Raw genomic sequence first — 23631 nt, 5'->3', positions numbered from 1 at the left:
AGAGCTCTCGCACTCAGGCACAGCCCTTTGCACCCTCGCTTCATGCATCATGCTCCAAGCACCCCTCCAAAAGCTGAACCCGCCAAATGCCAGACTCCCCCAAACCCAACCGTGCCATCTATGACCTGGACATGCTCCGCACCCTGGTCATGGTCGCCGATTGCGGCAGCTTCACCACCGCCGCCGCGCGTCTGCATTCCACCCAGTCGACCGTCAGCCAGAAGGTCCGCCGCCTTGAGGAAATGGTCGGCCAGCAGTTGCTCGACCGCAGCAACCGCGAGGTTCACCCGACCGACGCGGGTGAGACCCTGCTGGGCTACGCACGTCATTTGCTTGCAGTGAGCCACCAGCTGACCGAAGCAATGGCAGGCGGTGTCACAGTCACCGTGCGCATCGGCCTGCCGGATGACTTCGTCGCCGGCAAGACCATGCAGGCGCTGGCGGCCTTCAACCGCAAGCACCCCAAGGTCAAGCTGGAGATCACTGGCGGCTTGAGCCGCGATCTGATGAGCACCTACGACCGTGGCGAGCTGGACCTGGTGCTGGTCAAGCAGCGCCGTAACAGCCGCGAAGCGGTTGCCTGTCAGCCGGAGCGTATCGACTGGTTCGACAGTGCGCAGTATCCGTGTTTCGCCCTGGACCCGATCCCGCTGGTGGCCTTCCCGCCGCGTGGGCTTTACCGTGACGACATGATCAGCGCGATCGAGGCCATGGGCCGCAATTGGCGTATCGGCTTTACCAGTTCGAGCCTGGCCGGCATTCAGGAAGCGGTGGCCCAGGGGTTGGGCGTCAGCCTGCTGCCGCACCGGGTGGTGACGCCAGCGCATCGGATACTGGGGGCGCACGAGGGGTTCACGCCGATCAGGGTGTTCGAGGCGGCGATATTTCATCGGCCCACGGCGGATCCGATGGTCAGGGCGTTGGCTGAGATACTTGAGGGAATTCTGCGGGTGGAAGCTGAGTAAGGGTTCAAGGCTGCTGAACGTCAGTTGGGGCTGCTTTGCAGCCCATCGCAGGCAAGCCAGCTCCTACAGGTACAGCGCAAATCTGAATACTTGCGCAGTGCCTGTAGGCGCTGGCTTGCCGGCGATGGGCCGCAAGGCGGCCCCATTCACGCATTATCGACGAATTTCTGTAGCAAACTGCGCCGCCTTCAATTGCAACTGCGCAGGCCCGCCCCAGAACGCGCCGTGGCGCACGATCACCCGCTCGTGGATGGCGGCAGCCACGGCGGCGGCTGCATTTGGCGCTTTGAACAGCACAAAGCTCGCTTCATTGCCGACCTTCAGCCCATAGTCCTGCTTACCCATCACCCCGGCACTGGCGACGGTCGCCATCTCCAGCGCTACGCGCAATTCCTCGTCGGTGTTTAACCCCGAGCGGTAGCTGACCAGCATGGCCCGTTGCAGCATGTCGCCGTTGCCGTAGGGCCACCAGGCGTCCTGGATGTTGTCGTTGCCAGTAAACACCCGCACGCCGCCGGCACGCAGGCGCAGCACCGGTGGGAAGGCGTGCTCGCCGGGGGCGTTGGTCATGATCGAAATGCCGGCCCGGGCCAGCACTTCGGCAGTGCGGTCGACCACACTGTCGGACACATCGCCCAGGCCATAGGCATGGCTGACCGCCACCAGGCCTTGCATGCCCAGTGCCTGGGTGCGGGCCGCGATGCGTTCGAGCTGCGCGATGCAGATGTCGCCTGGCTCGTGCAGGTGGATATCAGCCTTGACGCCATGCCTGTCGGCGATGCCGAAGACGATATCCAGCTGGGCGTCGGCGTCGCCGTCCAAGGTGGTCGGGTCGATACCGCCCACCACCTGGACGCCTTCGCGCACGGCCGCGTCCATCACGTCGGCGGTACCGGGGCAAGTGACTACGCCGGCCTGGGGGAAGGCCACCAGCTCGATGTCGACCAGGCCTTTCCACTTTTCGCGGGCTTCGAGGATGGCGTGCAGGTGGGTGAGACCGGTTGTGGCGTCCACGTCCACGTGGCAGCGCATGGCGATTGTGCCGAAGGAGGCGGCCTGGCGGATCAGCGCGTCGGCGCGCTCGACGATGGGCGGGGCGCTGGCGAGCTCGCGTTTTTCCACGGCCAGGCGCTCACGCAAGGTGGCCACCGGTTGATGTGGGCGCCAGCGGTCACCAACGAAACTCTTGTCCAGGTGAATGTGGCCATCGACAAAGCCTGGCAGTGCCAGCAGGCCTTCCAGGTCGATGGTTTCGCGGGCCGCTTCGGCGGCGCGTTGCGGGCCGATGTGGGTGATGCGCCCGTTGGTGACGGCGATGTGCAGGGGCAGGCCATCCTGGTCGATGGCGTTGATGAACTCACGGTCGTTCATGGTCGGGCCTTTTTTCCGAGGCTTGGGTGACGTCATACGGTAGGGATGATGCGGGCACGGCTCAAATTAATTATCGGGATCGAGTGCAGTGCATTTATGGATGCAGGCCTGCATTAAAAAGCCCACTGGGGTCGATGCCGATAATTAACTTTCCAAGCCCGTGCACTCGGCCCAGCATTGGGCGCGTGCCCTGCCGGCCGTTTGCTGCGGCGCTTGCGGGCGGGTCATCACCAACAATAAAAACAAATGCCGTGTCGGGGTCCTCATGATCAAAGATTCCAAGCTACTGCGTGCCGCCCTCATTTTCATTGCCTGTACTTCCTTCATTGTCTGCGGGGTGCAACCCATCTTCATGGGCTTGATCACCGAGCGGTTGAGCCTGCCACTCGACCTGCAAGGCTGGGTGGTGTCGGTCGAGATGATCGGCATGACCCTGGGCACCTTGCTGTGCCCGCTGCTGATGAAGCGCCACGGCGGGCGCAGCCTGTGCCTGTGCGTCGGGATGCTGTGCGTGGCCTTGAGCATCGCCACTGCCTTTGCCACGACCAGCATGATGTTGTTGGTGGTACGGATGGCGGCCGGTGCCTGCGCGGGGCTTGTCTATGCCTATGCGGTGACGACGCTGGGGCGTTTGCCCGACCAGGACCGCTCTTTTGGTTTGATGCTGTTGTTGCAGACACCGGAGTACTCGTTGTTTTCCGCAGCCCTGCCATTGCTTGCCGCGCAGAGCGGGGCTGTGACGGCCTTGTGCTCGTTCGGCCTGTGGTACCTGCTGATTTGCGCCGCCAGCCTGGTGTTGCCGCGTCGCCCGGCGGCCGCGCTTGAAAGTGGCGAGGGCACCCCGGCCCAGGGTGGTTCGGCGCGCACCGGGCGCAGCGCGCTGGTGGGCATGCTGTTCATGCAGGTCGCCATTTACTGCGTCTGGGGGTTCATTGACCAACTGGCACGTGACCAGGGTATCGGTGGCGTTGATATTGGCTGGGCATTTGGCCTGTCGGCCATTGGCGGGCTGCCCGGGGCTGCACTGCCAAGCCTGCTGGGCGCCCGGGTCAACCGCCAGCTGATGATCGCCGTGGGGCTGGTGGCGGTGTTCATTTCCATTGCCATGCTCACCGGCCATACCCGCACGCCGATACAACTATGTGTTGCGCTGCTATTGCTCAACTTCGGCTGGGTGCTGTCACTGTCGTACTACATGGCACTGATCACCACCAACGACCCGACCGGCAAACTCACGCCCCTGGTCAGCATTACCTTGATGGGGGCCGCAGCGGTGACGCCAGCGCTGATCGCCCTGCTGGTGGAGGGCTCCAACCAGCAACTGATCTTCCTGCTGGGGACCGGGGCGCTGGTGCTTGCCTTTGCCGTGACGTGCCTTGGGGCAATGCCCAGGCGTGCGCGCAACAGGGCTGCTTGCTGAGCAACAGCGCGCTGGGGGACGTCGCCGTCACTGCAGCGTCGGCGGCTTCATCCCTTGTGGCAACCCGGCCACTACCGCTTCCATCCGCGCGATTTTCCGCGCAAGCCGTTGTGCTTCCTCTTCTTTGCCCAAGGCCTTCAGACGGTCTCGCTCCTTGCGCAATGCAAGCAGGTTTTTTTGCAGTGCCATGCCGGACTTATTGAACGGGTCCATTTGTTTCTCACGCTAAGGGCCTCCGTGCCGTTGTAGGAAAAATGGACCGTAGCAGCTCGATAATCCTGCGAAAACTGAGGTTTCATACAGCGAATGCTCGGAGTCAGGATATTACCTACCGCATGAGGTAAAACGTCCTACAAATCTGTGCTGCACCTGTTTCTAATCGTGTAGCTGGGACTTGGGCGCAGCACCCGGATTTGTTGGGTTGTCGGCAGTTAGCGTGTGCAGTTGCACCGCACACGGCTGCCAGGCCGTTGTTGCTCGGGCTGAAACCTCAGGTTGCAATTGCGTGCTCGTATTTACAGGCGATCGGCATCCACCGCCGCCTTGGCGAACCCCTGCGGCAGCTTGTGCCCGGTACCTCCGCAGATCGGCCGATCTTGGTACTTGCCGGTTCCTTTTATCGGCCCGGCGTATCAGCTCTGCTACGATTCACGCCTTTCAGCCAAGGACCGGCCCGTGGAATACGTTGTCATCGCACCCCATCGCAGTGCATACCCCAAGCCTTTGCGCTTCGCCAAAGGCACGTTGCTGGAGGTGGGGCAGCGCTACGAGGGGGAACCAGGCTGGCAGGACTGGTACCTGTGTCGCTGTGACGGGCAGCTGCCGGGTTGGGTGCCGGCGCAGGTGATCGAGCGGCTCGGTGTGGGGCAGGGCAGGGCGCTTGAACACTATTCGGCGCATGAGCTCGATGCCGATCCGGGTCAGCGGGTATACAGGCTGCGGCAGCTTAACGGCTGGATGTGGTGCAGGCGCCTGAGCAATGGCGAACTGGGCTGGCTGCCGCTGGAAAAGCTGAAACTCGAGCGCTGAAAAACCATCTGATACGCTTTTTTTACGCCAACCTGAAGCTGTAACCGTATCAGCCCGAAACCGATAATGCTCTTCATCCCTACACACATTTGAAGAGGTTCCGATGGGCAAGCTCGCGCTGTTTCTGGGTGGCTTTCTGCTGTTGACCATTCTGATAGGCCTGCTGGGTACTATCCCGCCAAGCTGACATTCCGCCGACCCTCCGGCCCGTCTCATTCGCCAGGCGGGCCAGCTTCCTGCCATCTCGACAGGGTTGTTGGTATACCGCTGGACTAGCGGTAGCTGCAAGTCGTTCTCAAGTGCAAAGCGCTCGTGTACTCTCCCGCTCGCGTCATAATGGGTCGCAGTGCGGGCCGATCTTTTGCCTTGGAGTCAATACATAGTGGAATGCAAGAAGGGCACTTCAGCCGTGCTGGAGTGGCGTAGCCGTTTTCTCACCGCAGGCACCCTCGACGAGGAAGAATACGATCAGGCGTTGCGCAGCGCCGAAGCACTGGAGCAATCAGGTGTGATCAACGCAGTTGAATGGATCGAGCTGGTCAAGGCTGCCAATGTGGCACTGCTGCGCGTGCGATAAGTCCTTCTTTGCAAGGGGAAATCTGTCCACAAAAATCGTGGGTAGGTCTGTGGATAAAACGCTGTAAGCCAAGCCGGTAAAGGCTTCTGTTAAATTGAGCAGATTTTGAACAGCCCTTAGCGGGCCCTTTGCAAACCCGCTTCACCCGCCTGGCGTAGTGCCAACAGCAGTTCACGGACCCGCGCCGGCAGCTCGCCAGCAGGGTAGACCGCATGCATCTGTGGGTCCTGGCCGGTGCTCGACGTCAGCCGGTAATCGGGGCATACCCGCACCAACCGCCCCGCCTTCACTTGCGCTTCGCCGACCCAGTCAGCCAGGCGGGCGATACCGGCACCCGCCAGCGTGCTGTGGTACACAGCATCGCCCGAACTCAAGCGCAGTCGTGGGTGGGGGCGCAGGCTGGTGATGCGGTCATCGCGGCAGAAGTGCCATGCCTTGAGGATGCGCGGGGCGGTGTGCAGGATCAGTGAGTGGTTGGCCAACTCCTCTGGCTGCCGAGGGGTGCCGTGACGGGCCAGGTAATCCGGGCTGGCATACAGATGGCGTTGATAACGCCACAGCGGATAGCCAATCAGCTCGCTCGACTGCGGAAAAGCACCGCGGACCACGAAATCGAGCTTGTTCAACAGCGGGTCGGTGGCCTCATCGCCATAGTGCACATCCAGGGTCACCTGGGGGTGATGTTGGGAAAACGCCGCCAGTACCTCGGGCAACACGTGCTCGCCCAGTAATTGCGGCACCCCGAAGCGGATCCAGCCTTGCGTACTACCCCTGAGCGCTGCCAGCTCGTCGGTGGCATCCCGTTGCACATCCAGCAAGCGCTCCGCATGCGGCAGCAGGCGCTCACCGGCGTCGGTGAGGGTCACTGCATTGGCGTTGCGGTTAAGCAGCTTGCACCCGGTATTGTCTTCCAGCATCTGCACTGCGCGGGTGACAGCGCTGGGCGAGCGCCCCAGGGCGCGGGCCGCGGCGACGAAGCTGCGCTTGTGCGCGACGCTGACGAAGGCCTGGATTTCGCGAAGCATGTCCAACGCCATGAAGTGCTCCTTGTTGCAGTTTTTGCAATATGGCATTTCAACACACACGCGCCGCTTTGATTAGCCTTGCAGTCTGCATTTACTGCCTGGAACCGCGTCATGATGGATATCGCCGTACTTTCCCTGTTTGCCTTTGCCGCTGGGCTGATCGACGCCGCCGTGGGGGGCGGAGGGCTGATTCAGATCCCGGCGCTGTTCAACGTGCTGCCCACCGCGCAACCGGCGGCACTGCTGGGCAGCAACAAGCTGGCGTCGGTGTGCGGCACGGCCTTCGCCGCACGTTCGTTCATTCGCAAGGTGACCCTGGATTGGGGGCTGATCGTGCCGGCGGCACTCAGCGCATTCGTCATGTCATTCGCCGGCGCCGCGACGGTGTCGCTGGTGCCGCCCAGCGTGATGCGCCCGGCGGTGCTGGTGCTGATCGTGCTGATGGCGATCTACACCTTCTGCAAGAAAGATTTTGGCACTCTGCACAAACCGGCGAAGATCGGCCGTAAGGAGCAGTGCCTGGCGGTACTGATTGGCGGTGCCATCGGGTTCTACGACGGCCTGTTCGGGCCAGGCACCGGCAGCTTCCTGATCTTCCTGTTCATCCGCTTCTTCGCCTTGGATTTCCTGCATGCCTCGGCCTCGGCCAAAGTAGTCAACATCGCCACCAACCTGGCGGCGCTGGTGTTCTTCGTGCCCACTGGCAACGTGCTGTACGCGATTGCCTTGCCGATGGCGGTGTGCAATATCCTTGGCGCGCTGACTGGCACCTGGCTGGCGGTGCGCAAGGGTGCAGGGTTCGTGCGCGGGCTGTTCCTGATCCTGCTGTGCGTGCTGATCGCCAAGCTGTCCTGGGACCTGCTGGCCGGTTGAGTCAGCTCACCTCCCGCCGCGCGTGCGCCTGTTCGACGCGGTTGCGGCCGTGCGCCTTGGCGCGGTACAGCGCCTCGTCAGCCCGTGCCATCAGTTCATCAAGGCTCGGCGCGGCACTGTCCGCGGCGCAGCCGTCCAGGCCAATGCTCACGGTAATCTGCAGGCGCGCATCGCGCTGGGCAAGGTGCAAGTCCTGCACCGCGCGGCGCAGGCGCTCGGCGATGAGCGTGGCGCGCTCAGGCGCAAGGCCCGCAAGCATGACCACGAACTCTTCGCCACCCATGCGCGCCAGCAGCTCACCGTCGTTTAACTGGTCCTGCAGGGTGCGGGCAAACTGACGCAAGACTTGGTCGCCGACGGCGTGGCCGTGGCGGTCATTGATCGATTTGAAATGATCGATGTCGAGCATCATCAAGGTCAGCGGCAGGGCCTGGGCATGCTTTTGGCGGCTGTCGAGCAGGGCGTTGGCGCGGCGGGTGAAGGCGCTGCGGGTCAGCACGCCGGTGAGGTGATCAATGGTGGCCTGATGGGCCAGGCGCGCCAGCAGGCTGCGATTGGCCTGGCTGACACAGGCCACTACCAACGGCCCGAGCACCAGCATGGCAATGCCCAGACGCGCCGACATCAACGTGGTGACCCCGGTTTCGCTCTGCGGCACGCTGAAATGCATGAGGTTTTGCGCCACGGCGACGATCAGCGTGCTGCCCGTCGTGAGCGTCAGCAGTGAAACCAGAAACGGCGAGTAGGTCCAGGCACACCACAGCAACGCTGCGATCGGGAAGGCAATGGCACCCGGCCCGCCAAAGGCAATGCTCAAGGCCAGCGATGCCAGCAGCATCAGCAAGGGCGCCAGGCGGATGGCCTGGGCACCGCTGCGCACCAGCGCCCGGGCCGAAGGCGCGGTGAGCAACACTGGCAGGACCATTACGCTGGTCGAGAACTGCTCGCTGAACCACGCCAACCAGGTTGAGCGCAGCGATTGTTCGAACCACGGCGCGGCCATCACGCAGGCCAGGCTGGCGGCCACCGCTGCACCTGCCGCGCAGGCGCCGAATACACTAAGCACGCCATGCGGGCTGCGCATGCGCCGGTGCAGGCGCGGCAGGCGTGACAGCAGCAGCCACACCGTCGCCACCGCACCCAGGTTGCTCAGGTTCAACCACAGGGCCGGGGCCCACTCGCTGCCACAGGCCAGGTCGGCAGCGACCATCGCCAGCCAGACCAGGGTAAAACCGATCAGCCCGGCCTGGCGCGGGTAACGCAGCAACACGCCAGCCAGAACCGCATTCACGGGCCAGAACAGTGACAGGGATTCGATTGGCCGGGCCAGGATGCCACCCAGGGTCAGGGCGAAGGTCAGGCCGAACAGAGCGACGTAGGGCATCAAGCGCGATTGGGCTGGAAAAACCATAGAATCGACCGACAAGCGGAGACGAAATCCAGGACAACGGCTGTAGGCACCTGGGGCAATATCGCGTCAGTGTGTTTCCACCCACCGGTTGGTGTCAATCTGCCCCAATCGCACCGGCTAATGCCGATTAGCCTCCATTGTGTGCCGAGTTCGTCACAAACCGTAGAACCAGGGCACCATGAGCACTGCCACCAGCATCACCAGTACGGTGAAAGGTACGCCCACCTTGACGAAGTCGGCGAAGCGGTACTGGCCAGGGCCGAGCACCAAGGTGTTCACCGGCGAGGACACTGGCGTCATGAACGCCGCCGAGGCTGCCAGGGCCACGATCATGGCGAACGGGTAGGGTGACAGGCCCAGCTGGGTTGCGGTGCTGATCGCCACGGGGGCCATCAGCACGGCGGTGGCGGTGTTGGAGATGAACAGGCCGATTACCGCCGTGACCATGAACAGGCAGGCGAGCATGGCGATGGGCCCGGCGCCACCCAGCAGGCTGACCAGCCCGCCGACCGCCAGGTCGATGCCGCCGGTTTTCTGCAAGGCTTGGGCGAACGGCAGCATGCCGACGATCAACACCAGGCTTTGCCAGTGGATTGCCCGATACGCGCTGTTCATGTCGATGCAGCGCCCGGCGCCCATCAGCAGGCAGCCGATCAGCGCGGCGATCACGTTGGGCACCGCACCACTGACCATCAGCCCGACCATCACCGCCAGGCTGATCAAGGCATACGGTGCGCGGGTGCGGGCCGGCGCCACCTGGTCGATCTCGGCGGGCAGGCTCAGCACCAGGAAGTCCTTGGGTTGGCCTTGCAACTGACGCACCGCCTTCCACGGGCCGACCACCAGCAGCGTGTCGCCCAGTTTCAGCGGTTCTTCCACCAGGCGCTCGTCGATGGCCGCCTGCTCGCGGCGCAAACCGACCACGTTAAGGCCATAGCGGGTGCGAAAGGCCATATCCAGGATGCTTTTGCCGATCAGTTGCGAGCCTGGCGGCAGCGACACTTCGGCCATGCCCAGCTCCTGGGACTGGTCGATGAAGTAAGCGGCCTTGAAGTGCAGCGGTTCCAGCTGCATGGTCTGGCACAGGTTGCGCAGGTCGTCGCGGTTGGCGAACAGGTCGAGCAGCAGTACATCGCCCGGGTGCAGCACGGTGTTGGAGTCGGCGGCGATCACGCGGGTGGTGAACTTGTGCTGGCGCTCGATGCCGATCACGTTGGCGCCATGCCGGGTGCGTAACTCCAGCTCGCCGAGGGTATGGCCGATCAACGGCGATGTCGGGCGAATGCGCAGGCGTCGCTCGCGGCCATTGAGCTTGTAGTCGAGCACCAGGTCGAGCAAGGTGCGGCGGCTTTCCACACGGCCGTCCTTGCGCACTTCGCCATTGAGCCAGTTGCGCGTCAGCAGCATGTAGCCGACGCCCAGTACCAGTATCACCAGGCCGAACGGGGTAAAGCTGAAAAAGCTGAAACCCTGTTCACCGTGCCGCACCAGTTCGCTGTGCACCACCACGTTGGGCGGTGTGGCGACCAGGCTGAGCATGCCGCTGATCAGGCCCGCAAAGCTCAGCGGCATCATCAGGCGGCTGGGCGAAATCTGCAGGCGTGCGGCGATGCTCAACACCACCGGGATGAAGATCGCGACCACCCCGGTGGAGCTCATCACCGACCCCAGCCCGGCCACCGATACCATCAGCAACACCAGCAGGCGCGCCTCGCTGTTGCCGGCCCGCTCGCTCATCCATTCGCCGATGCGGTAGGCAATGCCGGTGCGCACCAGCCCCTCGCCGATCACGAACAGGGCAGCGATCAGTACCACGTTGGGGTCGCTGAAGCCGGCCAGGGCCTGCTCCACGGTGAGGATGCCCGACAAGGGCAGGGCGAGGATCACCATCAGGGCGACCACGTCCATGCGCGGGCGGTTGATGACGAAGAGGACGACGACGACAGCCAGCAGGCCGAGGACCCAGAGCAGTTCCTGGTTCATGGGGCGGGGGTGTTCCTTCACTCAAGGGGCACGAAAGACAGTAGCAGTCAGTGTGGCAGCTTGTGCAGAAGGCGGTGTTGATGTGTTGCAGGGTTTGCGCGCGTGGTGAAACAAAAAAGGGCCGCTGATGCGGCCCGGTGTTGCATGACTCAGTGGCGGTGACGGCGATGCTTCTTGCCGTTGTTGTCGCCCAGGTGGTTGCCGATGGCGCCACCGGCCGCGCCACCCAGGCCGGCACCGATGGTGGAGCCAGACGAACCGCCGACCTTGCCGCCCAGCAGCGAGCCGCCGGCCGAGCCCAGGCCACCGCCGATGGCGGCTTCGGTACGGTTGCCCTTGCGCGCGCCAACGGCGCTGCCTGCTGCGCCACCCAGGCCGGCACCGATGGCCGCGCCGGTGCTGCCGCCCATCTGTTTGCCGACAATGTTACCCAGGGCACCGCCCAGGCCGCCGCCAATGGCGGCAGTGCCGTCACCGGCGAAAGCGCCTTGGCACAGCAGCAGGCCAAGAGCAAGGGAAGGCAAAGTCAGACGCATGATAGGAGCCTCGGAAGAATCATCAGGTTAGGTGTGGAGTGAAAAGACGTATCAACGGTAATTGCGGTCACGGTAGCGACGATCATCATCGTCGCGATCATGCCGCTGGTGGTGGCGGTCGCCGCGATCGCCATCGCGCCATCCGCCATCGTCATCGCGGTAATGATGGTGGTGGCAGCCGGCAACCAACAGGAAGGCGGCGATCAACGAGAAGCTTGCAAGGCGGGTCATCACGATATAGGTCCTTGATCCGCATAGGTTTACGGGGCACTTTCTAAGACTGCGATCGATCCATTTGGTTTCCTGAGCGGGTAATTTTTTGCCCTGCCGGCGATGGGTGGCGTGCTTGCCGGCTGCTGTTCTGTCCCGCTCGGTCATGGCTCGCCCGCGGCACCGGGCATAGACTTCAGCACAGGCCACAGCAAAGATGGCCACCTGCCACACGGTGAATCATGATGATCGCCCACACGCCCACATTGTTCGCCGCTGTTGCCCTGGTCGCGACCATCATGGCGTTCTGCCTGTTGCTGGTTGGCCAGTTCAACCGCCGCGACAACCTGCTGCTCACCGGCTGCGGCTTGCTTGCCCACGCCCTGGCTTATGTCTGCTACACCGTTTACGGCCACGCGCCGCTCTGGCTCAGCTATGGCGTCGGCAACAGCCTGTTGTCACTGGCCTTGGCGTTCTATTCGGCGAGCCTGTTCCGCGTGCGTGAGCAACGTGTGCCCTGGCGATTGGTGTTCAGTATCCCGGCGTTCATGCTGGTAGCGCTGATGCTGCTGCTCGACACCCTGGAGCCGCGCATGCTGCTGGCGACCCTGGTGTTGATGCTGCAATGCTCGCTGATCTTCTACTGGGCTCGGCGTCACGTCGAGCGGCCGGGCAGGGCGCACCTGTTGCTGGAGATAGGCGCCTTGATCAGCCTGATCGGGCTGGGCATGCGTGCGCTGGCGGTCATCAATGGCAGCGCTGTGGAGATGCGCTACGACACCAGCAACCTCAAACAAAGCATTTCCGTGGCCATCGGCACGGTCACGGTGATGATGTATTCGATTGGCCTGGTGCTGATGGCCAAGGAGCGCAGCGAGTCACGCCTGCAGCACCTGGCCCTGCGCGATGTGCTCACGGGGACCTACAACCGCCGGGCGATTCTCGAGCGCTTTGCCTTGGAGCTGGACAGCGCCCGCGGCGAGCAGCACAGCCTGGCCGTGGCGATGATCGACATTGACCATTTCAAGCGCATCAACGACCTGTACGGCCACTTGGCGGGTGACGAAGTGCTGTGCCATTGCGTTCGCCAGTTGCAGCAACGCCTGCGCCAGGGCGACAGCCTTGGCCGTTATGGCGGTGAAGAGTTTTTGCTGCTGTTGCCACACACCACTCGTGACGGGGCCATGGCAGCGTTGCAGGGCTTGCGTGAGGCCATTGCCCGCAGCCCGGCGCTTTTCGCCGGTAACGAAATTGCACTGCGTTTCAGCGTCGGGCTGTGGTGCGCTGTGCCGGGCCCGCATGACAGCACTGCGGGCCTGCTTGCCCAGGCGGACGCCGCGCTGTACCAGGCCAAGGCGGCTGGGCGTAACACGGTGCACATGGCGGCGCTGCTCGGGGCCGGTTGAGTCACTTGGCCGGGTGGATGGCGAGCACCACGCCATTGGTGATCTGCACCAGCACATAGTGGTCACCCATGCGCACCCAGTGGCTTTCCTTCTCGGGCGCCGGCAGGCCCTTGGCTTTCCAGTCCGTCAACGTCTGGTCGTCGCGCTTGTATTGGTCGGGGGCCTTGTCGCCAACTTTGAGTTCACGGTTGTGTGTCTCCGGGGCGGTGATGCTTTCTTCGGCCGAAGGTGCAGCCGAAGCGGCCATGGGCAGGCAGGGAAGGGCAGCAAACAGCAGGGCAGGCAACAGACGGGGTGCATTCATGACGATCTCCTTTGGGGGCATACCCTATCTGCGACAGCGGCGATGGCCGGACAATTCACTCTGGATGCCCGGCAATGCTAGAGTCGCTTTCTTTTTTGCCCCGAGGATGGAACATGCGAGCAATTCTGCCGATGGCTGCGGCGCTGGTATTGGTCGGTTGCGCTTCAGCGACCATGGATACGGCGCGCAGCGGCAAGCCGACCGTGCAGCTCGATTCGCGCAAGGCGCCTGAGCTGGTGGCCCAGTGCATCCAGTTCAGCTGGCAGAAAGAGGACGTGTTCGGGGACGATGCCAGTGGCTACCTGGAGCCGCGCAAGCAGGGCGGGCTGACGGTGTATACCCGTGAGGCGGAATCGTTTGTGGATGTGTATCCCCAGGGTAGCGGCACGCGGGTGGATTATTACGCGCAGAAGAACGACAGCATGGCGTTGCAGCGTCGTGCGGCGGCGGCAACTTGCTTGTAGTGCGCTCATGGACAAAGGCGCAGGCGGCGAGTGGCGCCTACGCCAACAGCCCGACCGCCTGCCGCTGACTTACACCCTGCAGGCCATCAAGACCTGATCACGACAGGTAACCACCGTCCACGTTGAGCGAGGTACCGGTGGTGTAGCTGGAGGCATCGCTGGCCAGGTACAGCACCGCGCCGGCCATTTCCTTGGGGTCGGCCACACGCTTTAGCGGGATCTGTTGCAGTGCGGCGTTGAGGATGGCGTCGTTCTTCACCAGTGCCGAGGCGAACTTGGTGTCGGTCAGGCCCGGCAGCAGGGCGTTGCAGCGGATGCCGAACTGCGCGCACTCCTTGGCGAACACCTTGGTCATGTTGATCACTGCGGCCTTGGTCACCGAGTAGATACCCTGGAAATGGCCAGGCGAAACCCCGTTGATCGAGGCTACGTTGATGATGCTGCCGCCACCGTTTTCGCGCATCAGCTTGCCGGCTTCCACCGACATGAAGAAGTAGCCACGGATGTTCACGTCGACCGTTTTCTGGAAGGCGCTCACGTCCGTGTCCAGCACGTTGCAGAACTGTGGGTTGGTGGCGGCGTTGTTGACCAGCACATCCAGGCGCCCGAACTGTTCACGGATGCCGGCGAACACCTGCTGGATCTGTTCAAGTTCACCGATATGGCAGGCCACCGCAGTGGCCTTGCCGCCTGCCGCGGTGATCGCATCGGCCACCTGCTGGCAGCCTTCGAGCTTGCGGCTGGAGACGATCACATGGGCGCCCTGCTGGGCCAGCAAGTGGGCGATGGCTTCGCCGATGCCACGGCTGGCGCCGGAGACGAATGCAATCTTGCCATCGAGGTCGAACAGGTGGGTCTTGGACATGCTGTTTTCCTTGTTGTCTGCCGTCAGAGCGTGGACTTGGCGATGACCTGCAAGCTCATCTGCTCCAGCAACCGGTTCATGTGAATGAACTGGGCGAAGCGTTTGTCCTGGGTCTGGCCGTGATAGAAGCGGTAGTAGATCTGCTGGACGATGCCCGCCAGGCGGAACAGGCCATAGCAATAGTAGTAATCGAAGTTGTCCAGGCTGATGCCCGCGCGCTCGGCGTAGTAATCGACAAACTGGCGGCGGGTAAGCATGCCGGGGGCGTTGCTCGGTTGGCGGCGCATCAGCTGCACCGGTGCCGGGTCGCTGGCCTCGATCCAGTAGGCGAGGCTGTTGCCCAGATCCATCAGCGGGTCGCCGAGGGTGGTCATTTCCCAGTCGAGCACGCCAATGATGCGCATCGGGTTTTCGGCATCGAGGATGACGTTGTCGAAGCGGTAGTCGTTGTGCACGATGCCTGGGCGGGGGTGGTCCGCTGGCATCTTCTCGCGCAGCCAGGCCATCACCTGCTCCCAGCGCGGGGCATCCGGCGTCAGGGCCTTTTCGTAGCGGCTGGTCCAGCCTTCGATCTGGCGTTGTACATAGCCTTCCGGTTTGCCCAGGTCAGCCAGCCCGCAGGCTTGATAATCGACCTGATGCAGCTCTACCAGTCGGTCTATGAAGCTTTTGCACAATGCCTCGGTACGCGTGGCATCCAGGTTCAGTTCGCTGGGGATGTCCGAACGCAGGATGATGCCTTTGACCCGCTCCATTACATAGAACTCACCGCCGATCAGCGTTTCATCGGTGCAGTGGGCATAGGCCTTGGGGCAGTACGGAAAACCGCTGTTGAGCTGGTTGAGGATGCGGAACTCGCGGCCCATGTCGTGGGCCGACTTGGCCTTCTGGCCGAATGGCGGGCGGCGCAGCACGAACTCTTGGCTGGGGTAGGCGACCAGGTAAGTGAGGTTGGAAGCGCCGCCTGGGAACTGGCTGATCTGTGGTGTGCCTTCAAGGCCTGTGATGTGGGCCTTGAGGTAAGGATCGATGACGGCCGCGTCGAGTTCTTCGCCGGGGCGTACCTGGGTGGACTGGTCGGTGAGCGTCATGCGTTTGCCTTATTATCGATCGCAAGGATTATTGGTTAATCTAATGGCCTTGGCGTGTTGGAACAAGCGTGCCAGGCGCCATATAGGTGAGGGTGTTGCAGGCCGATCACTGTTCCGAATGCCTTGCACCGGGCAAAAAAAAACCGAAGCCGGTCAGGCTTCGGTTTTCGCATCGCTCGGCGCACCCGTCACTCAGGAAGGGAACAGCTCGCTGAGTTTCATCGACAGCATCATGTCGCCTTCAACGCGCAGTTTGCCACCCATGAACGCCTGCATGCCGTCGGTTTCACCGCTGACGATGCCCTTGAGGGTTTCGCTGTCCATTACCAGGGTGCAGTTGGCATCTGGGTTTTCACCTTCCTGCAGGTCGCAGGTGCCGTTCTTGACGATCAATGCGTAGTGCTTGTCTTCGTCGGTGATGTTGAAGCCGAACACCAGGTCCAGGCCTTCGGCTGCGGACGGGTTGAACTTCTCTTGCATCTTTTTCACGGCATCAGCTACGGAGGTCATGGTGCATTCCTTATAGAGTGATTTACACGTCCCCGCAGGGACACAACAGGCCGGGCTCATCGGTAGGTGATGAGCTCCGGCACCTTCAACAGCTGCACGTGGGCTTGGCTGTTGAAAGAAGCCAGTGCCACGTCGCGGCCGCGAAACTTCAGCTGGCTGAGCGACGTGTTGATGATCTGCCAGTTCAGCGCGAAGGCCTGACTGGGGGTAATACCGCTAACCAGGTGGAGCAGGGCGGCGATGGTGCCACCGGAGGTGAACACGGCGATGTTGTCGCCACTGCCAGCCGTGTCCAGCACCCGCTGCAGGCCGGCGTTGACCCGTGCGGTGAACGCCGGCCAGGTCTCCAGGCCGTCGCCCTCGTGTTCGCCGGCGTGCCAGCGCTGCACCATCAGGGCGAACAGGCGCTGGAACTCGCTACGGTTCTGCACGCCATTACGCAGGATATGCACGGCGTTCGGCTCATCGGCCATCAGGCCCGGCAGCAGGGCGCGGATAACGCCGTCGGCATCGAACTCGTTGAACGCCGGGTCGGTCTCGATGGCCGGGACGGCATGGCCATTACCTTTCAAGGTTTCCAGCGCCAGCCGGGCAGTGTCCTGCTGGCGCCGCAAGTCACCCGCCACGCAGCGGTCCAGGCGCAGGCCAAGCTGAGCCAGGTGTTCGCCCAGCGCCTGGCTCTGCCGGATGCCCACGGGTGACAGCACGTCATAATTGTCGGCACCAAAGGAGGCTTGGCCATGTCGGATAAGGTAGAGGTTGCCCACGAAGTTGTCCGGCCGCTTGAAGGTTGATGCGAGGTTAGGATGCGCCGTACGGGCTGTCAACGAAAAAACATACAAGCGTTTGAAAAGGTTGTTTGAACTGTGTTGCCAGCGTTTACCGCCGCTGGCAGCGCCACCGGCGCACCGGTATGCTTGCAACAGTTTCGCGCGTTTCAAGCGCAAGTTCATAAAGGAGTCAACGTGGAGTTTCTTGCCGAATACGCAAGCTTTCTCGCTAAAACCGCCACCCTGGTGATTGCCATCCTGGTGGTGTTGTCCGCCATCGCCGGCTTGCGCGGCAAGGGGCGGCGCAAGGCCGGCGGGCAGCTGCAGGTCACCCGCCTCAACGAGTTCTATAAAGAGCTGCGTGAGCGCCTGGAGTCGGGCCTGCTCGACAAGGCCCAGCTCAAGGCCTTGCGCAAGCAGCAGGCCAAGGCGGAAAAACAGCAGAAAAAAGGCAAGGCCGAAGAGAAAAGCCGAGTTTTCGTGCTCGACTTCGATGGCGACATAAAAGCGTCCGCCACCGAAGGCCTGCGCAACGAGATCACTGCACTGCTCACCCTCGCCACCTCGCGCGATGAAGTGGTGCTGCGCCTTGAAAGCGGCGGTGGCCTGGTGCATAGCTACGGCCTGGCTGCCTCGCAACTGGCGCGTATCCGCCAGGCCGGCATCCCGCTGACGGTGTGCATCGACAAGGTCGCTGCCAGCGGTGGTTACATGATGGCCTGCATTGGCGAGAAGATCGTCAGCGCACCCTTTGCCGTTCTGGGTTCGATTGGCGTGGTCGCGCAGCTGCCCAACATCAACCGCCTGTTGAAAAAGCACGACATCGACTTCGAGGTGCTGACCGCTGGCGAGTACAAGCGCACCCTGACCGTGTTCGGCGAGAACACCGAGAAGGGCCGGGAGAAGTTTCAGGAAGACTTGGACATCACTCACCAGCTGTTCAAGGACTTCGTTTCCCGCTACCGCCCGCAACTGCACATCGACGAAGTGGCCACCGGCGAAGTCTGGTTGGGCGTCGCAGCCCTGAATCGCCAGCTGGTGGACCAGTTGCAGACCAGCGACGAGTACCTCAGCGACCGCGCCCGCCACGCCAACCTGTTCCACCTGCACTACGCCGAGCGCAAGAGCCTGCAAGAGCGCATCGGCATGGCCGCTAGCGGTACGGTGGAGAACACCGTGGTGGGTTTGTGGAGCAAACTCGGCCGCTTGCGCTAACACCTTGACCCCCTTGAATATTTTTTATCTTCAGGGGGTTGCAAGGTTGGATGAATGAAGACATAATGGCGCCCATCGAAACGCAGGAAACTTTGAAAAAGGTTCAGTGTTTCAAGGAGATAGAAGCGTAAGCAACTAGATCCGAACTTTGAGGCCGAGTAGCAAAGTGGTTATGCTCCGGATTGCAAATCCGTCTACGCCGGTTCGATTCCGACCTCGGCCTCCACCATTCAAAAGCCCCGCAGATTAACGTCTGCGGGGTTTTTATTTGCGCGTCTGAAAAAGACCGGGATCGTAACGATCTTAGAGTGGCTGCCAAGCCCATAGCGGACACCGCTCCAACGCTATGTAGTCAGTACCGGCCTCATCGCCGGCAAGCCGGCTCCCACAGAAAAATCATCAGTCTCCGGGCTCGCGCAGTACCCGTGGGAGCCGCGCTTGCCGGCGATGGGGCGCGAAGCGGCCCCGCCCTTATTGCCTATCAGCCAGCAGATGGCTCTGATGCCTCCGCCAGCGAAACCCCCTTCGGATACACGCTAATGAACGCGCTGATCGCGGCCGTGTCCTGATCATCGATATTGATCTTCGGCGTTTGAGACGATCGGCTTAGCTGCGAGGCAATATTGGCCGCCTTCAAGGCGTGTTCAATCTGCTGGCTGCCCGGGCTGTTGTACACCACCACATGGGTGCCCGTGGCCTCTTTGGTAAGCATCAATTGCTTGATCTGAACCCGGACGCCAGCTTTCGTCAGGGCTACAGCGATCTGCTTGGAGAAGGCCAGGGCTTCGTCGTCATTTTTAACGATATTGAGCAGCACGGTCGGGGTTGCCTTGGCTTTAGCCAATTCCGCCGCCAATGCCGTGAATGCGGCCTGTGCCTGCACCGTCAGCTTGCGTGGCTGCAGGTGCGCTTGGGCTTGCGCTCGGGCCTGTTGTGCCGCGTGCTCTGCTGCACGCAGGCGCGCCGTCAACTCCAGGTTCTGCTGAGTGAGCGCGTCGATTTTCAGCTGCGATTGCGCGGCGGACTGGTTGGCGCTGGCGATGAGTTGGCTGGCGTTTTCCATCGACTGGTCCGAGTGCTTGGTTTGCACCTCGGATGTCAGCTGCGCCAGGATGACCGCACAGGCCGAGATCAGTGCAGCAATGATGGCGGTGGCCGTTGCAATGGTATGAATCAGGCTGGCGTTATCGGCAGAAATTTCTGACATGGTCGTATTCTTGAGGTTTATGTCTTTTTCTTGGGCGTGCGGTATCGAAAGCCGTGGCAGATTGCCATAAACGTTCGGTGCAAGCGACTTTTGCGGCCGGGGTGTTGAACCGGCGCACAGAGGCGAGCCCAGAAAAAGAAAAACCCGCCAACAAGTGGCGGGCCTAAAGAACGTACGAAGCAGTGTCAGTATGCCGAAGCACTTGTCGTAAATTCGTGAATAAACTGTGGTCAGGTTGTCCTGTTTGCTCGGGTTTCGTGAAGCATAAAAAAGCCCGCCATGAAGGCGGGCAAGGAGCGTTTGAAGGGAAAGTCTGTAGGCTGGGGCCCGTAGGTTAAGTCAGCATTAACCGTAGGGCATTGACCGTGGCGGGCGATGCGCCTATACAGGCGTGCCATTTTCCCAGGAGCCACCATGCGCGACGAAGACGACCTGCACGAGCCCGAGCACGATCACCTGCTCGACCATGAATTTCTTCATGACGGCTTCGAGCCCGAGGCGGATGCCCAAGGCGCCGAAGACGATCTCGAAGAAGACGATGAACAGCTGGATGACCTCGATGACGACGAGGACGATCATCCAGCCTGGCATGACGACGTGGACGACTGACTCAGCGCCCGTCCAGCGAGAAGCGCCCCGGTCCGCTCACAGCCAGCATCAGCAGGCCGCCGACAATGCTCAGGTTCTTCAGGAACTGGGTCATGTTGGCGGCGCGTTCAGGGTCGACCATGTTCCAGAACGGGTGGCCGATCAGCGCAGTGCCCAGCACGAACAGTGCGAACAGGAAGGCCAGTGGGCGGGTATAGAAGCCCAGGATCAGGATGATGGCCACGAAGAACTCCATGATCACGGCAACCGCTGCGGCGAGCATGGGCGCAGGGGCGCCCAGTGAAGTCATGTAGCTGACCGTGCCTTCGAAGCCGGTCAGCTTGGCCCAGCCGGATATCACGAAAAGGATCATCAACAGCACGCGGGCAATCAGGATAATGGCGTCGCGTTGACCAGCGAACAGGGAGTAGCGCATGGCGGCATTCCAGTGGACGGTGACAAGCTCCACTCTAGCAGTTGCGTGAATTTCCGCTGCGCAGCAAAAAGGCGCCCCAAGGGGCGCCTTTTCTACAGAAATATGGTGCGAGTGGCGGGACTCGAACCCGCAAGGCTCACGCCGACAGATTTTAAGTCTGCTGTGTATACCAATTCCACCACACTCGCACGCTTGAAAGGGTCATGTAGACCGGCGCGCTTCCAGGCAGAAGGGCCATGCAATCAAGGCCGCTTTATAACCCATTGTTATAGTTGAGTCAACTACAGCACCTATGATCAAAGGATCGAAGGGTCAAGCAAAAGGGCAATTGACACCTTGCTGTCATTAGGCCACTGTGCCCCTCTTTGGTTGGATCCAATGGGTTCACGTCATGTCACAGGCCAGTTCGTCCAATGTCAGCGGACGCGTTGTTCGCCCAAGGCTCCTCTGGCGCCTGTTGTTGCTGCTGGTGGTAATGCTGGGAGGCTTTCTTTACCTCTGCCTTGTGTGCCTCGGTGGCTACTTGGTGATCCAGGGGTTCGACGTTGAATACCCTCTGCGGCAGCGCCTGATGGCAGTGGGCGGTGGTGCCCTGATCCTGCTGGTGGGCCTGTGGCTGCTGAAGGTGGCGATGCCTCGGCGAATCACCCCGGTGCTCATCGAGTCGCAGCGCTGAATTCAGTTGCCACGCAGGCGGACTCAAGCGAGTACTATTGGCTAAGTTAACTTCGTCCCTCCCGCTGTGCCTGTGGAGTTTGCATGGTTTCAGCTGACTGCATCGATCAACCTGTCATGACCGCCAACCGCTATGAGCAGTTGGTGCAGTCGGTGGTGGACTACGCCATCTACATGCTCGACCCCTCTGGCCGGGTGGTGTCCTGGAACGCAGGTGCCGAGCGGATCAAAGGCTATCGCGCCGACGAAGTCATTGGCCGGCATTTCTCGCTGTTTTTCACCCCCCAAGATTGCCTCGACGGGCGCCCCGATTACCTGCTCAACCAAGCCTTGGAGCAGGGCGTGGCCCAGGACGAAGGTTGGCGAGTGCGCAAGGACGGCACGCAATTCTGGGCGCTGGCCGCCCTCGATGTGATTCGTGATGACCTGGGGCAGATCATCGGCCTAGCCAAGGTCACCCGGGACATCACCGATCGTCGTGAGACGGCGTTGCAGCTCGATGCTGTCAGAGCACAGCTGTTCCAGGCTCAGAAGCTCGAGGCGCTCGGCCAGCTGACGGGCGGGTTGGCGCACGATTTCAACAACCTGCTGACCATCATCCTGACGTCGGCCAAGCTGGCGTTGGCCAGCCAGGACCCGGCCCGCGTGCAGCGCATGCTCGAGCACATCATCGATGCCGGCCAGCGTGGTACCGAGCTGACGCAGCAATTGCTTGCGTTCGCCCGGCATCGGCAGTTGGATGTTTCGCTGATCGAGCCTGCCACGCTGATGGTGTCTACCCGTAGCTTGCTGGAGCATGCGTTGCCGCGCGATATCGAGCTGCTGCAGCGTCTGCAGCCCGGTTTGCCCATGATCGAGGTGGATGCCGGGCAGTTGCAGATGGTGCTGCTCAACCTTTTGTTCAACGCCCGTGACGCGATCGGCGAGCGCGGCACCATCTGCATCGCGATCGAGGCTGTCGAACTCAATGGTGAGGTGGAAGGGTTGCTCGGCCCGTTCGTGTGTTTTGAAGTGCGCGACAGCGGGGCCGGCATCGACCCCCAGGTATTGCAGCGTATTTTCGAGCCGTTCTTCACCACCAAGCCGTTTGGCAAGGGTACAGGCCTTGGGCTCAGCCAGGCCTACGGCTTTGCCAAGCAGAGCAATGGCGCAATTACCGTGGACAGTACACTTGGCAAGGGCACGTGCATGCGCCTGTATCTGCCGGCGTCTGTCCAGGCTGGGCACGCTAAACTCAACAGGTAGCCACCATGGTTAAGGCACTCAAGCGGCTGTTGACGGGGATCGAAGGGCTCGACGCGCTGCTCAAGGGCGGCTTGGTGGCGGGCGCCTCGTACATCATTCAAGGCCCGCCCGGCGCGGGCAAGACCATTCTCGCCAACCAGTTGGCCTGCGGCCATGTGCGGGAAGGGGGGCGGGTGCTGGTGGCGACCTTGCTCAGTGAGTCTCATGAGCGGTTGTTCCAGTACCTGGCGACCCTGGATTTCTTCGACCCGAGCCTGGTGGGTGATCAGATCCAGTTCGTCAGCGCCTTCGATACCCTGGAGCAGGAGGGGCTCGATGCGGTGGTCAAACTGCTGCGCCAGGAAATCGGCCGGCAGCAGGCTAGCCTGCTGATCGTCGATGGCGTGCTCAATGCCCGGGTGCGCGCCGAAACGACCCTGGACACCAAAAAGTTCGTTTCCGAGCTGCAGGGCCACGCTGCCTTCGCAGGCTGCACCGTGTTGCTGCTGACCAGCGCACGGCTGGATGAAGGCAGCCCGGAGCACACCATGGTCGATGGCGTGATCGAACTGGGCGAACAACTGCTGGGCAGCCGCGCCGTGCGCCATGTACAGCTGCGCAAGACACGCGGCAGTGGGGCGCTGTCGGGGCGCCACGAGTGCCTGATCGACGAGGCTGGGATGCATGTCTACCCGCGCCTGGAGGCGTTGTACGGCCATCCCAGCCAGCTGGGTTGTGCCGAGTTGAGCCGGGTCACGACGGGTGTTACGGGGCTGGATGAAATGCTCGGTGGCGGCCTGACCACAGGGTCTGTCAGCCTGCTGATGGGGCCTTCGGGCATCGGCAAGACTTCCTTGGGCCTTGCCTTCCTTGGCGCGGCCACCGCCGAGGCGCCTGCCTTGCACTTCGGCTTCTATGAACCCCCTGCAAGGCTTCGCCTCAAGGCGGCGGCGCTGGGTCACGATTTTGCCGCGCTGGAGCGCCAGGGCACCCTGCAGTTGTGCTGGCAGCCCACCACCGAGGGTTTGCTGGACCAGGTCGGGGCACGCCTGTTGGAATACGTCGAGCAGCAGGGCAGCAAGCGTGTGCTGATCGACAGCCTGGGTGCGTTCAGCCGCCTGGCGGTCGACCCTACGCGCCTCAATGCGTTTTTCCGGGCATTGATGGGTGAGCTGCGGGCACGTAATGTCAGCGTGATGCTCACGTGGGAGATGCGTGACCTTTTCGGTTCGGAAATCACCGCGCCGGCGCCCGACCTGTCGAGCATCGTCGACAACCTCATACTGATGCGTTTTGTGGAGCTCGACTCGCAGCTGCGGCGCATGCTGTCGATCCTCAAGGTGCGCGACAGCCACCATGACCCCGCGTTGCACGAGCTGAACATAGGGCCGCAAGGGATCACCCTGCGCAAGGCCTTCGAGGGCGCCTGCGGCGTGCTCTCGGGTACCCCGTTGCCGCAAGGAAACGGGTGACGGA

The 23631-nt window shown here is 62.2% G+C and carries 26 protein-coding genes and 2 tRNA genes; 13 read left to right on the top strand and 15 right to left on the bottom strand.

Annotated features, from left to right (window positions below; genetic code table 11):
- The first annotated feature begins 86 nt into the window (after positions 1-86).
- The gene (locus ACNQPL_RS21405; RefSeq protein ID WP_416467852.1) at positions 87-965 is read left to right on the top strand and encodes a LysR substrate-binding domain-containing protein; all 879 of its coding nucleotides are present in this window, start codon (positions 87-89) and stop codon (positions 963-965) included.
- A 153-nt stretch (positions 966-1118) separates the two neighbouring features.
- On the opposite strand, the gene ACNQPL_RS21400 is transcribed toward ACNQPL_RS21405, so the two are convergent.
- On the bottom strand, positions 1119-2336 hold the full coding sequence (locus ACNQPL_RS21400; RefSeq protein ID WP_416467851.1) for an amidohydrolase family protein: 1218 nt from the start codon (positions 2334-2336) through the stop codon (positions 1119-1121).
- A gap of 265 nt (positions 2337-2601) precedes the next feature.
- On the opposite strand from ACNQPL_RS21400, the gene ACNQPL_RS21395 reads away from it, so the two are divergent.
- A complete protein-coding gene (locus tag ACNQPL_RS21395) occupies positions 2602-3756 on the top strand; it encodes an MFS transporter (protein WP_416467850.1) in 1155 nt (384 codons plus the stop codon).
- 27 nt (positions 3757-3783) lie between these two features.
- Here ACNQPL_RS21395 and ACNQPL_RS21390 read toward each other — a convergent pair whose 3' ends face one another.
- Positions 3784-3969, bottom strand: a complete 186-nt coding sequence (locus ACNQPL_RS21390) for a hypothetical protein (RefSeq protein ID WP_346612142.1) — start codon at positions 3967-3969, stop codon at positions 3784-3786.
- Between the two features lie 462 nt (positions 3970-4431).
- Here ACNQPL_RS21390 and ACNQPL_RS21385 point away from each other — a divergent pair, with 462 nt between their 5' ends.
- Both ACNQPL_RS21385 and ACNQPL_RS21380 read left to right on the top strand, forming a co-directional pair.
- A complete protein-coding gene (locus ACNQPL_RS21385) occupies positions 4432-4785 on the top strand; it encodes an SH3 domain-containing protein (protein WP_346612143.1) in 354 nt (117 codons plus the stop codon).
- A 382-nt stretch (positions 4786-5167) separates the two neighbouring features.
- Positions 5168-5362: a hypothetical protein gene (locus tag ACNQPL_RS21380; RefSeq protein WP_346612144.1), complete on the top strand. Its 195-nt coding sequence runs from the start codon at positions 5168-5170 to the stop codon at positions 5360-5362.
- A gap of 116 nt (positions 5363-5478) precedes the next feature.
- On the opposite strand, the gene ACNQPL_RS21375 is transcribed toward ACNQPL_RS21380, so the two are convergent.
- Complete coding sequence (locus ACNQPL_RS21375; protein WP_416467849.1) at positions 5479-6399, bottom strand: LysR substrate-binding domain-containing protein; 921 nt, start codon at positions 6397-6399, stop codon at positions 5479-5481.
- 99 nt (positions 6400-6498) lie between these two features.
- Here ACNQPL_RS21375 and ACNQPL_RS21370 point away from each other — a divergent pair, with 99 nt between their 5' ends.
- Positions 6499-7260, top strand: coding sequence for a sulfite exporter TauE/SafE family protein (locus ACNQPL_RS21370; RefSeq protein WP_346612146.1), 762 nt, complete (start codon positions 6499-6501; stop codon positions 7258-7260).
- A 1-nt stretch (position 7261) separates the two neighbouring features.
- On the opposite strand, the gene ACNQPL_RS21365 is transcribed toward ACNQPL_RS21370, so the two are convergent.
- The 4 genes from ACNQPL_RS21365 to ACNQPL_RS21350 form a co-directional block, all read right to left on the bottom strand.
- Entirely contained in the window at positions 7262-8686 is a 1425-nt protein-coding gene (locus tag ACNQPL_RS21365) for a diguanylate cyclase (RefSeq protein ID WP_416467848.1), read from the bottom strand.
- A 138-nt stretch (positions 8687-8824) separates the two neighbouring features.
- Positions 8825-10654, bottom strand: a complete 1830-nt coding sequence (locus ACNQPL_RS21360) for an SLC13 family permease (protein ID WP_416467847.1) — start codon at positions 10652-10654, stop codon at positions 8825-8827.
- A gap of 149 nt (positions 10655-10803) precedes the next feature.
- Positions 10804-11190, bottom strand: coding sequence for a glycine zipper domain-containing protein (locus ACNQPL_RS21355; RefSeq protein ID WP_346612149.1), 387 nt, complete (start codon positions 11188-11190; stop codon positions 10804-10806).
- A 51-nt stretch (positions 11191-11241) separates the two neighbouring features.
- Positions 11242-11421 carry a hypothetical protein gene (locus tag ACNQPL_RS21350; RefSeq protein WP_416467846.1) on the bottom strand — a complete coding sequence of 60 codons (180 nt, stop codon included), beginning with the start codon at positions 11419-11421 and terminating at the stop codon, positions 11242-11244.
- 224 nt (positions 11422-11645) lie between these two features.
- Between ACNQPL_RS21350 and ACNQPL_RS21345 the strand changes: the two genes are divergently transcribed.
- Positions 11646-12806 carry a GGDEF domain-containing protein gene (locus ACNQPL_RS21345; RefSeq protein ID WP_416467867.1) on the top strand — a complete coding sequence of 387 codons (1161 nt, stop codon included), beginning with the start codon at positions 11646-11648 and terminating at the stop codon, positions 12804-12806.
- A gap of 1 nt (position 12807) precedes the next feature.
- On the opposite strand, the gene ACNQPL_RS21340 is transcribed toward ACNQPL_RS21345, so the two are convergent.
- Positions 12808-13110, bottom strand: coding sequence for an RcnB family protein (locus tag ACNQPL_RS21340; RefSeq protein WP_416467845.1), 303 nt, complete (start codon positions 13108-13110; stop codon positions 12808-12810).
- 113 nt (positions 13111-13223) lie between these two features.
- On the opposite strand from ACNQPL_RS21340, the gene ACNQPL_RS21335 reads away from it, so the two are divergent.
- Positions 13224-13574 carry a hypothetical protein gene (locus ACNQPL_RS21335; protein ID WP_416467844.1) on the top strand — a complete coding sequence of 117 codons (351 nt, stop codon included), beginning with the start codon at positions 13224-13226 and terminating at the stop codon, positions 13572-13574.
- A 97-nt stretch (positions 13575-13671) separates the two neighbouring features.
- On the opposite strand, the gene ACNQPL_RS21330 is transcribed toward ACNQPL_RS21335, so the two are convergent.
- The 4 genes from ACNQPL_RS21330 to ACNQPL_RS21315 form a co-directional block, all read right to left on the bottom strand.
- Positions 13672-14439, bottom strand: a complete 768-nt coding sequence (locus ACNQPL_RS21330) for an SDR family oxidoreductase (protein WP_416467843.1) — start codon at positions 14437-14439, stop codon at positions 13672-13674.
- Positions 14440-14462: 23 nt separating this feature from the next.
- Positions 14463-15530 carry a phosphotransferase family protein gene (locus ACNQPL_RS21325; RefSeq protein ID WP_346612154.1) on the bottom strand — a complete coding sequence of 356 codons (1068 nt, stop codon included), beginning with the start codon at positions 15528-15530 and terminating at the stop codon, positions 14463-14465.
- A gap of 192 nt (positions 15531-15722) precedes the next feature.
- A complete protein-coding gene (locus tag ACNQPL_RS21320) occupies positions 15723-16040 on the bottom strand; it encodes an SCP2 sterol-binding domain-containing protein (RefSeq protein ID WP_346612155.1) in 318 nt (105 codons plus the stop codon).
- Positions 16041-16096: 56 nt separating this feature from the next.
- Positions 16097-16807: a histidine phosphatase family protein gene (locus tag ACNQPL_RS21315; RefSeq protein WP_416467842.1), complete on the bottom strand. Its 711-nt coding sequence runs from the start codon at positions 16805-16807 to the stop codon at positions 16097-16099.
- A gap of 198 nt (positions 16808-17005) precedes the next feature.
- On the opposite strand from ACNQPL_RS21315, the gene sohB reads away from it, so the two are divergent.
- Both sohB and ACNQPL_RS21305 read left to right on the top strand, forming a co-directional pair.
- Positions 17006-18025, top strand: coding sequence for a protease SohB (gene sohB / locus ACNQPL_RS21310; RefSeq protein ID WP_346612157.1), 1020 nt, complete (start codon positions 17006-17008; stop codon positions 18023-18025).
- 152 nt (positions 18026-18177) lie between these two features.
- Positions 18178-18251 (top strand) — tRNA-Cys (locus ACNQPL_RS21305).
- A gap of 255 nt (positions 18252-18506) precedes the next feature.
- Here the strand turns inward: ACNQPL_RS21305 and ACNQPL_RS21300 are convergent.
- Positions 18507-19232, bottom strand: a complete 726-nt coding sequence (locus ACNQPL_RS21300; protein ID WP_416467841.1) for a hypothetical protein — start codon at positions 19230-19232, stop codon at positions 18507-18509.
- A gap of 414 nt (positions 19233-19646) precedes the next feature.
- Here ACNQPL_RS21300 and ACNQPL_RS21295 point away from each other — a divergent pair, with 414 nt between their 5' ends.
- The gene (locus ACNQPL_RS21295; RefSeq protein WP_416467840.1) at positions 19647-19841 is read left to right on the top strand and encodes a hypothetical protein; all 195 of its coding nucleotides are present in this window, start codon (positions 19647-19649) and stop codon (positions 19839-19841) included.
- A 1-nt stretch (position 19842) separates the two neighbouring features.
- On the opposite strand, the gene ACNQPL_RS21290 is transcribed toward ACNQPL_RS21295, so the two are convergent.
- Positions 19843-20256 carry a DoxX family protein gene (locus ACNQPL_RS21290; RefSeq protein WP_416467839.1) on the bottom strand — a complete coding sequence of 138 codons (414 nt, stop codon included), beginning with the start codon at positions 20254-20256 and terminating at the stop codon, positions 19843-19845.
- A gap of 103 nt (positions 20257-20359) precedes the next feature.
- A tRNA-Leu gene (locus ACNQPL_RS21285) sits at positions 20360-20444 on the bottom strand.
- Between the two features lie 203 nt (positions 20445-20647).
- Here ACNQPL_RS21285 and ACNQPL_RS21280 point away from each other — a divergent pair.
- The 3 genes from ACNQPL_RS21280 to ACNQPL_RS21270 all read left to right on the top strand — a co-directional run bounded on the left by ACNQPL_RS21280 (position 20648) and on the right by ACNQPL_RS21270 (position 23627).
- On the top strand, positions 20648-20932 hold the full coding sequence (locus ACNQPL_RS21280; RefSeq protein WP_346612161.1) for a hypothetical protein: 285 nt from the start codon (positions 20648-20650) through the stop codon (positions 20930-20932).
- Positions 20933-21015: 83 nt separating this feature from the next.
- Positions 21016-22176, top strand: coding sequence for a two-component system sensor histidine kinase NtrB (locus ACNQPL_RS21275; RefSeq protein ID WP_416467838.1), 1161 nt, complete (start codon positions 21016-21018; stop codon positions 22174-22176).
- A gap of 5 nt (positions 22177-22181) precedes the next feature.
- On the top strand, positions 22182-23627 hold the full coding sequence (locus tag ACNQPL_RS21270) for an ATPase domain-containing protein (protein WP_416467837.1): 1446 nt from the start codon (positions 22182-22184) through the stop codon (positions 23625-23627).
- Positions 23628-23631: the final 4 nt, after the last annotated feature.

The sequence above is a fragment of the Pseudomonas sp. LFS044 genome (assembly GCF_047978245.1).
Taxonomy (GTDB): domain Bacteria; phylum Pseudomonadota; class Gammaproteobacteria; order Pseudomonadales; family Pseudomonadaceae; genus Aquipseudomonas.
Note: the sequence above shows the minus strand (reverse complement) of the source record. Positions and strands in the feature narration are given on the sequence as shown.

Bases quoted from the DNA above. Each gene is read 5' to 3' on its own strand.
- ACNQPL_RS21405 (WP_416467852.1), top strand. From the start codon at position 87: ATGCCAGACTCCCCCAAACCCAACCGTGCCATCTATGACCTGGACATG.
- ACNQPL_RS21400 (WP_416467851.1), bottom strand. From the start codon at position 2,336: ATGAACGACCGTGAGTTCATCAACGCCATCGACCAGGATGGCCTGCCC.
- ACNQPL_RS21395 (WP_416467850.1), top strand. From the start codon at position 2,602: ATGATCAAAGATTCCAAGCTACTGCGTGCCGCCCTCATTTTCATTGCC.
- ACNQPL_RS21390 (WP_346612142.1), bottom strand. From the start codon at position 3,969: ATGGACCCGTTCAATAAGTCCGGCATGGCACTGCAAAAAAACCTGCTT.
- ACNQPL_RS21375 (WP_416467849.1), bottom strand. From the start codon at position 6,399: ATGGCGTTGGACATGCTTCGCGAAATCCAGGCCTTCGTCAGCGTCGCG.
- ACNQPL_RS21370 (WP_346612146.1), top strand. From the start codon at position 6,499: ATGATGGATATCGCCGTACTTTCCCTGTTTGCCTTTGCCGCTGGGCTG.
- ACNQPL_RS21360 (WP_416467847.1), bottom strand. From the start codon at position 10,654: ATGAACCAGGAACTGCTCTGGGTCCTCGGCCTGCTGGCTGTCGTCGTC.
- ACNQPL_RS21355 (WP_346612149.1), bottom strand. From the start codon at position 11,190: ATGCGTCTGACTTTGCCTTCCCTTGCTCTTGGCCTGCTGCTGTGCCAA.
- ACNQPL_RS21350 (WP_416467846.1), bottom strand. From the start codon at position 11,421: ATGACCCGCCTTGCAAGCTTCTCGTTGATCGCCGCCTTCCTGTTGGTT.
- ACNQPL_RS21345 (WP_416467867.1), top strand. From the start codon at position 11,646: ATGATCGCCCACACGCCCACATTGTTCGCCGCTGTTGCCCTGGTCGCG.
- ACNQPL_RS21340 (WP_416467845.1), bottom strand. From the start codon at position 13,110: ATGAATGCACCCCGTCTGTTGCCTGCCCTGCTGTTTGCTGCCCTTCCC.
- ACNQPL_RS21335 (WP_416467844.1), top strand. From the start codon at position 13,224: ATGCGAGCAATTCTGCCGATGGCTGCGGCGCTGGTATTGGTCGGTTGC.
- ACNQPL_RS21330 (WP_416467843.1), bottom strand. From the start codon at position 14,439: ATGTCCAAGACCCACCTGTTCGACCTCGATGGCAAGATTGCATTCGTC.
- ACNQPL_RS21325 (WP_346612154.1), bottom strand. From the start codon at position 15,530: ATGACGCTCACCGACCAGTCCACCCAGGTACGCCCCGGCGAAGAACTC.
- ACNQPL_RS21320 (WP_346612155.1), bottom strand. From the start codon at position 16,040: ATGACCTCCGTAGCTGATGCCGTGAAAAAGATGCAAGAGAAGTTCAAC.
- ACNQPL_RS21300 (WP_416467841.1), bottom strand. From the start codon at position 19,232: ATGTCAGAAATTTCTGCCGATAACGCCAGCCTGATTCATACCATTGCA.
- ACNQPL_RS21295 (WP_416467840.1), top strand. From the start codon at position 19,647: ATGCGCGACGAAGACGACCTGCACGAGCCCGAGCACGATCACCTGCTC.
- ACNQPL_RS21290 (WP_416467839.1), bottom strand. From the start codon at position 20,256: ATGCGCTACTCCCTGTTCGCTGGTCAACGCGACGCCATTATCCTGATT.
- ACNQPL_RS21280 (WP_346612161.1), top strand. From the start codon at position 20,648: ATGTCACAGGCCAGTTCGTCCAATGTCAGCGGACGCGTTGTTCGCCCA.
- ACNQPL_RS21275 (WP_416467838.1), top strand. From the start codon at position 21,016: ATGGTTTCAGCTGACTGCATCGATCAACCTGTCATGACCGCCAACCGC.
- ACNQPL_RS21270 (WP_416467837.1), top strand. From the start codon at position 22,182: ATGGTTAAGGCACTCAAGCGGCTGTTGACGGGGATCGAAGGGCTCGAC.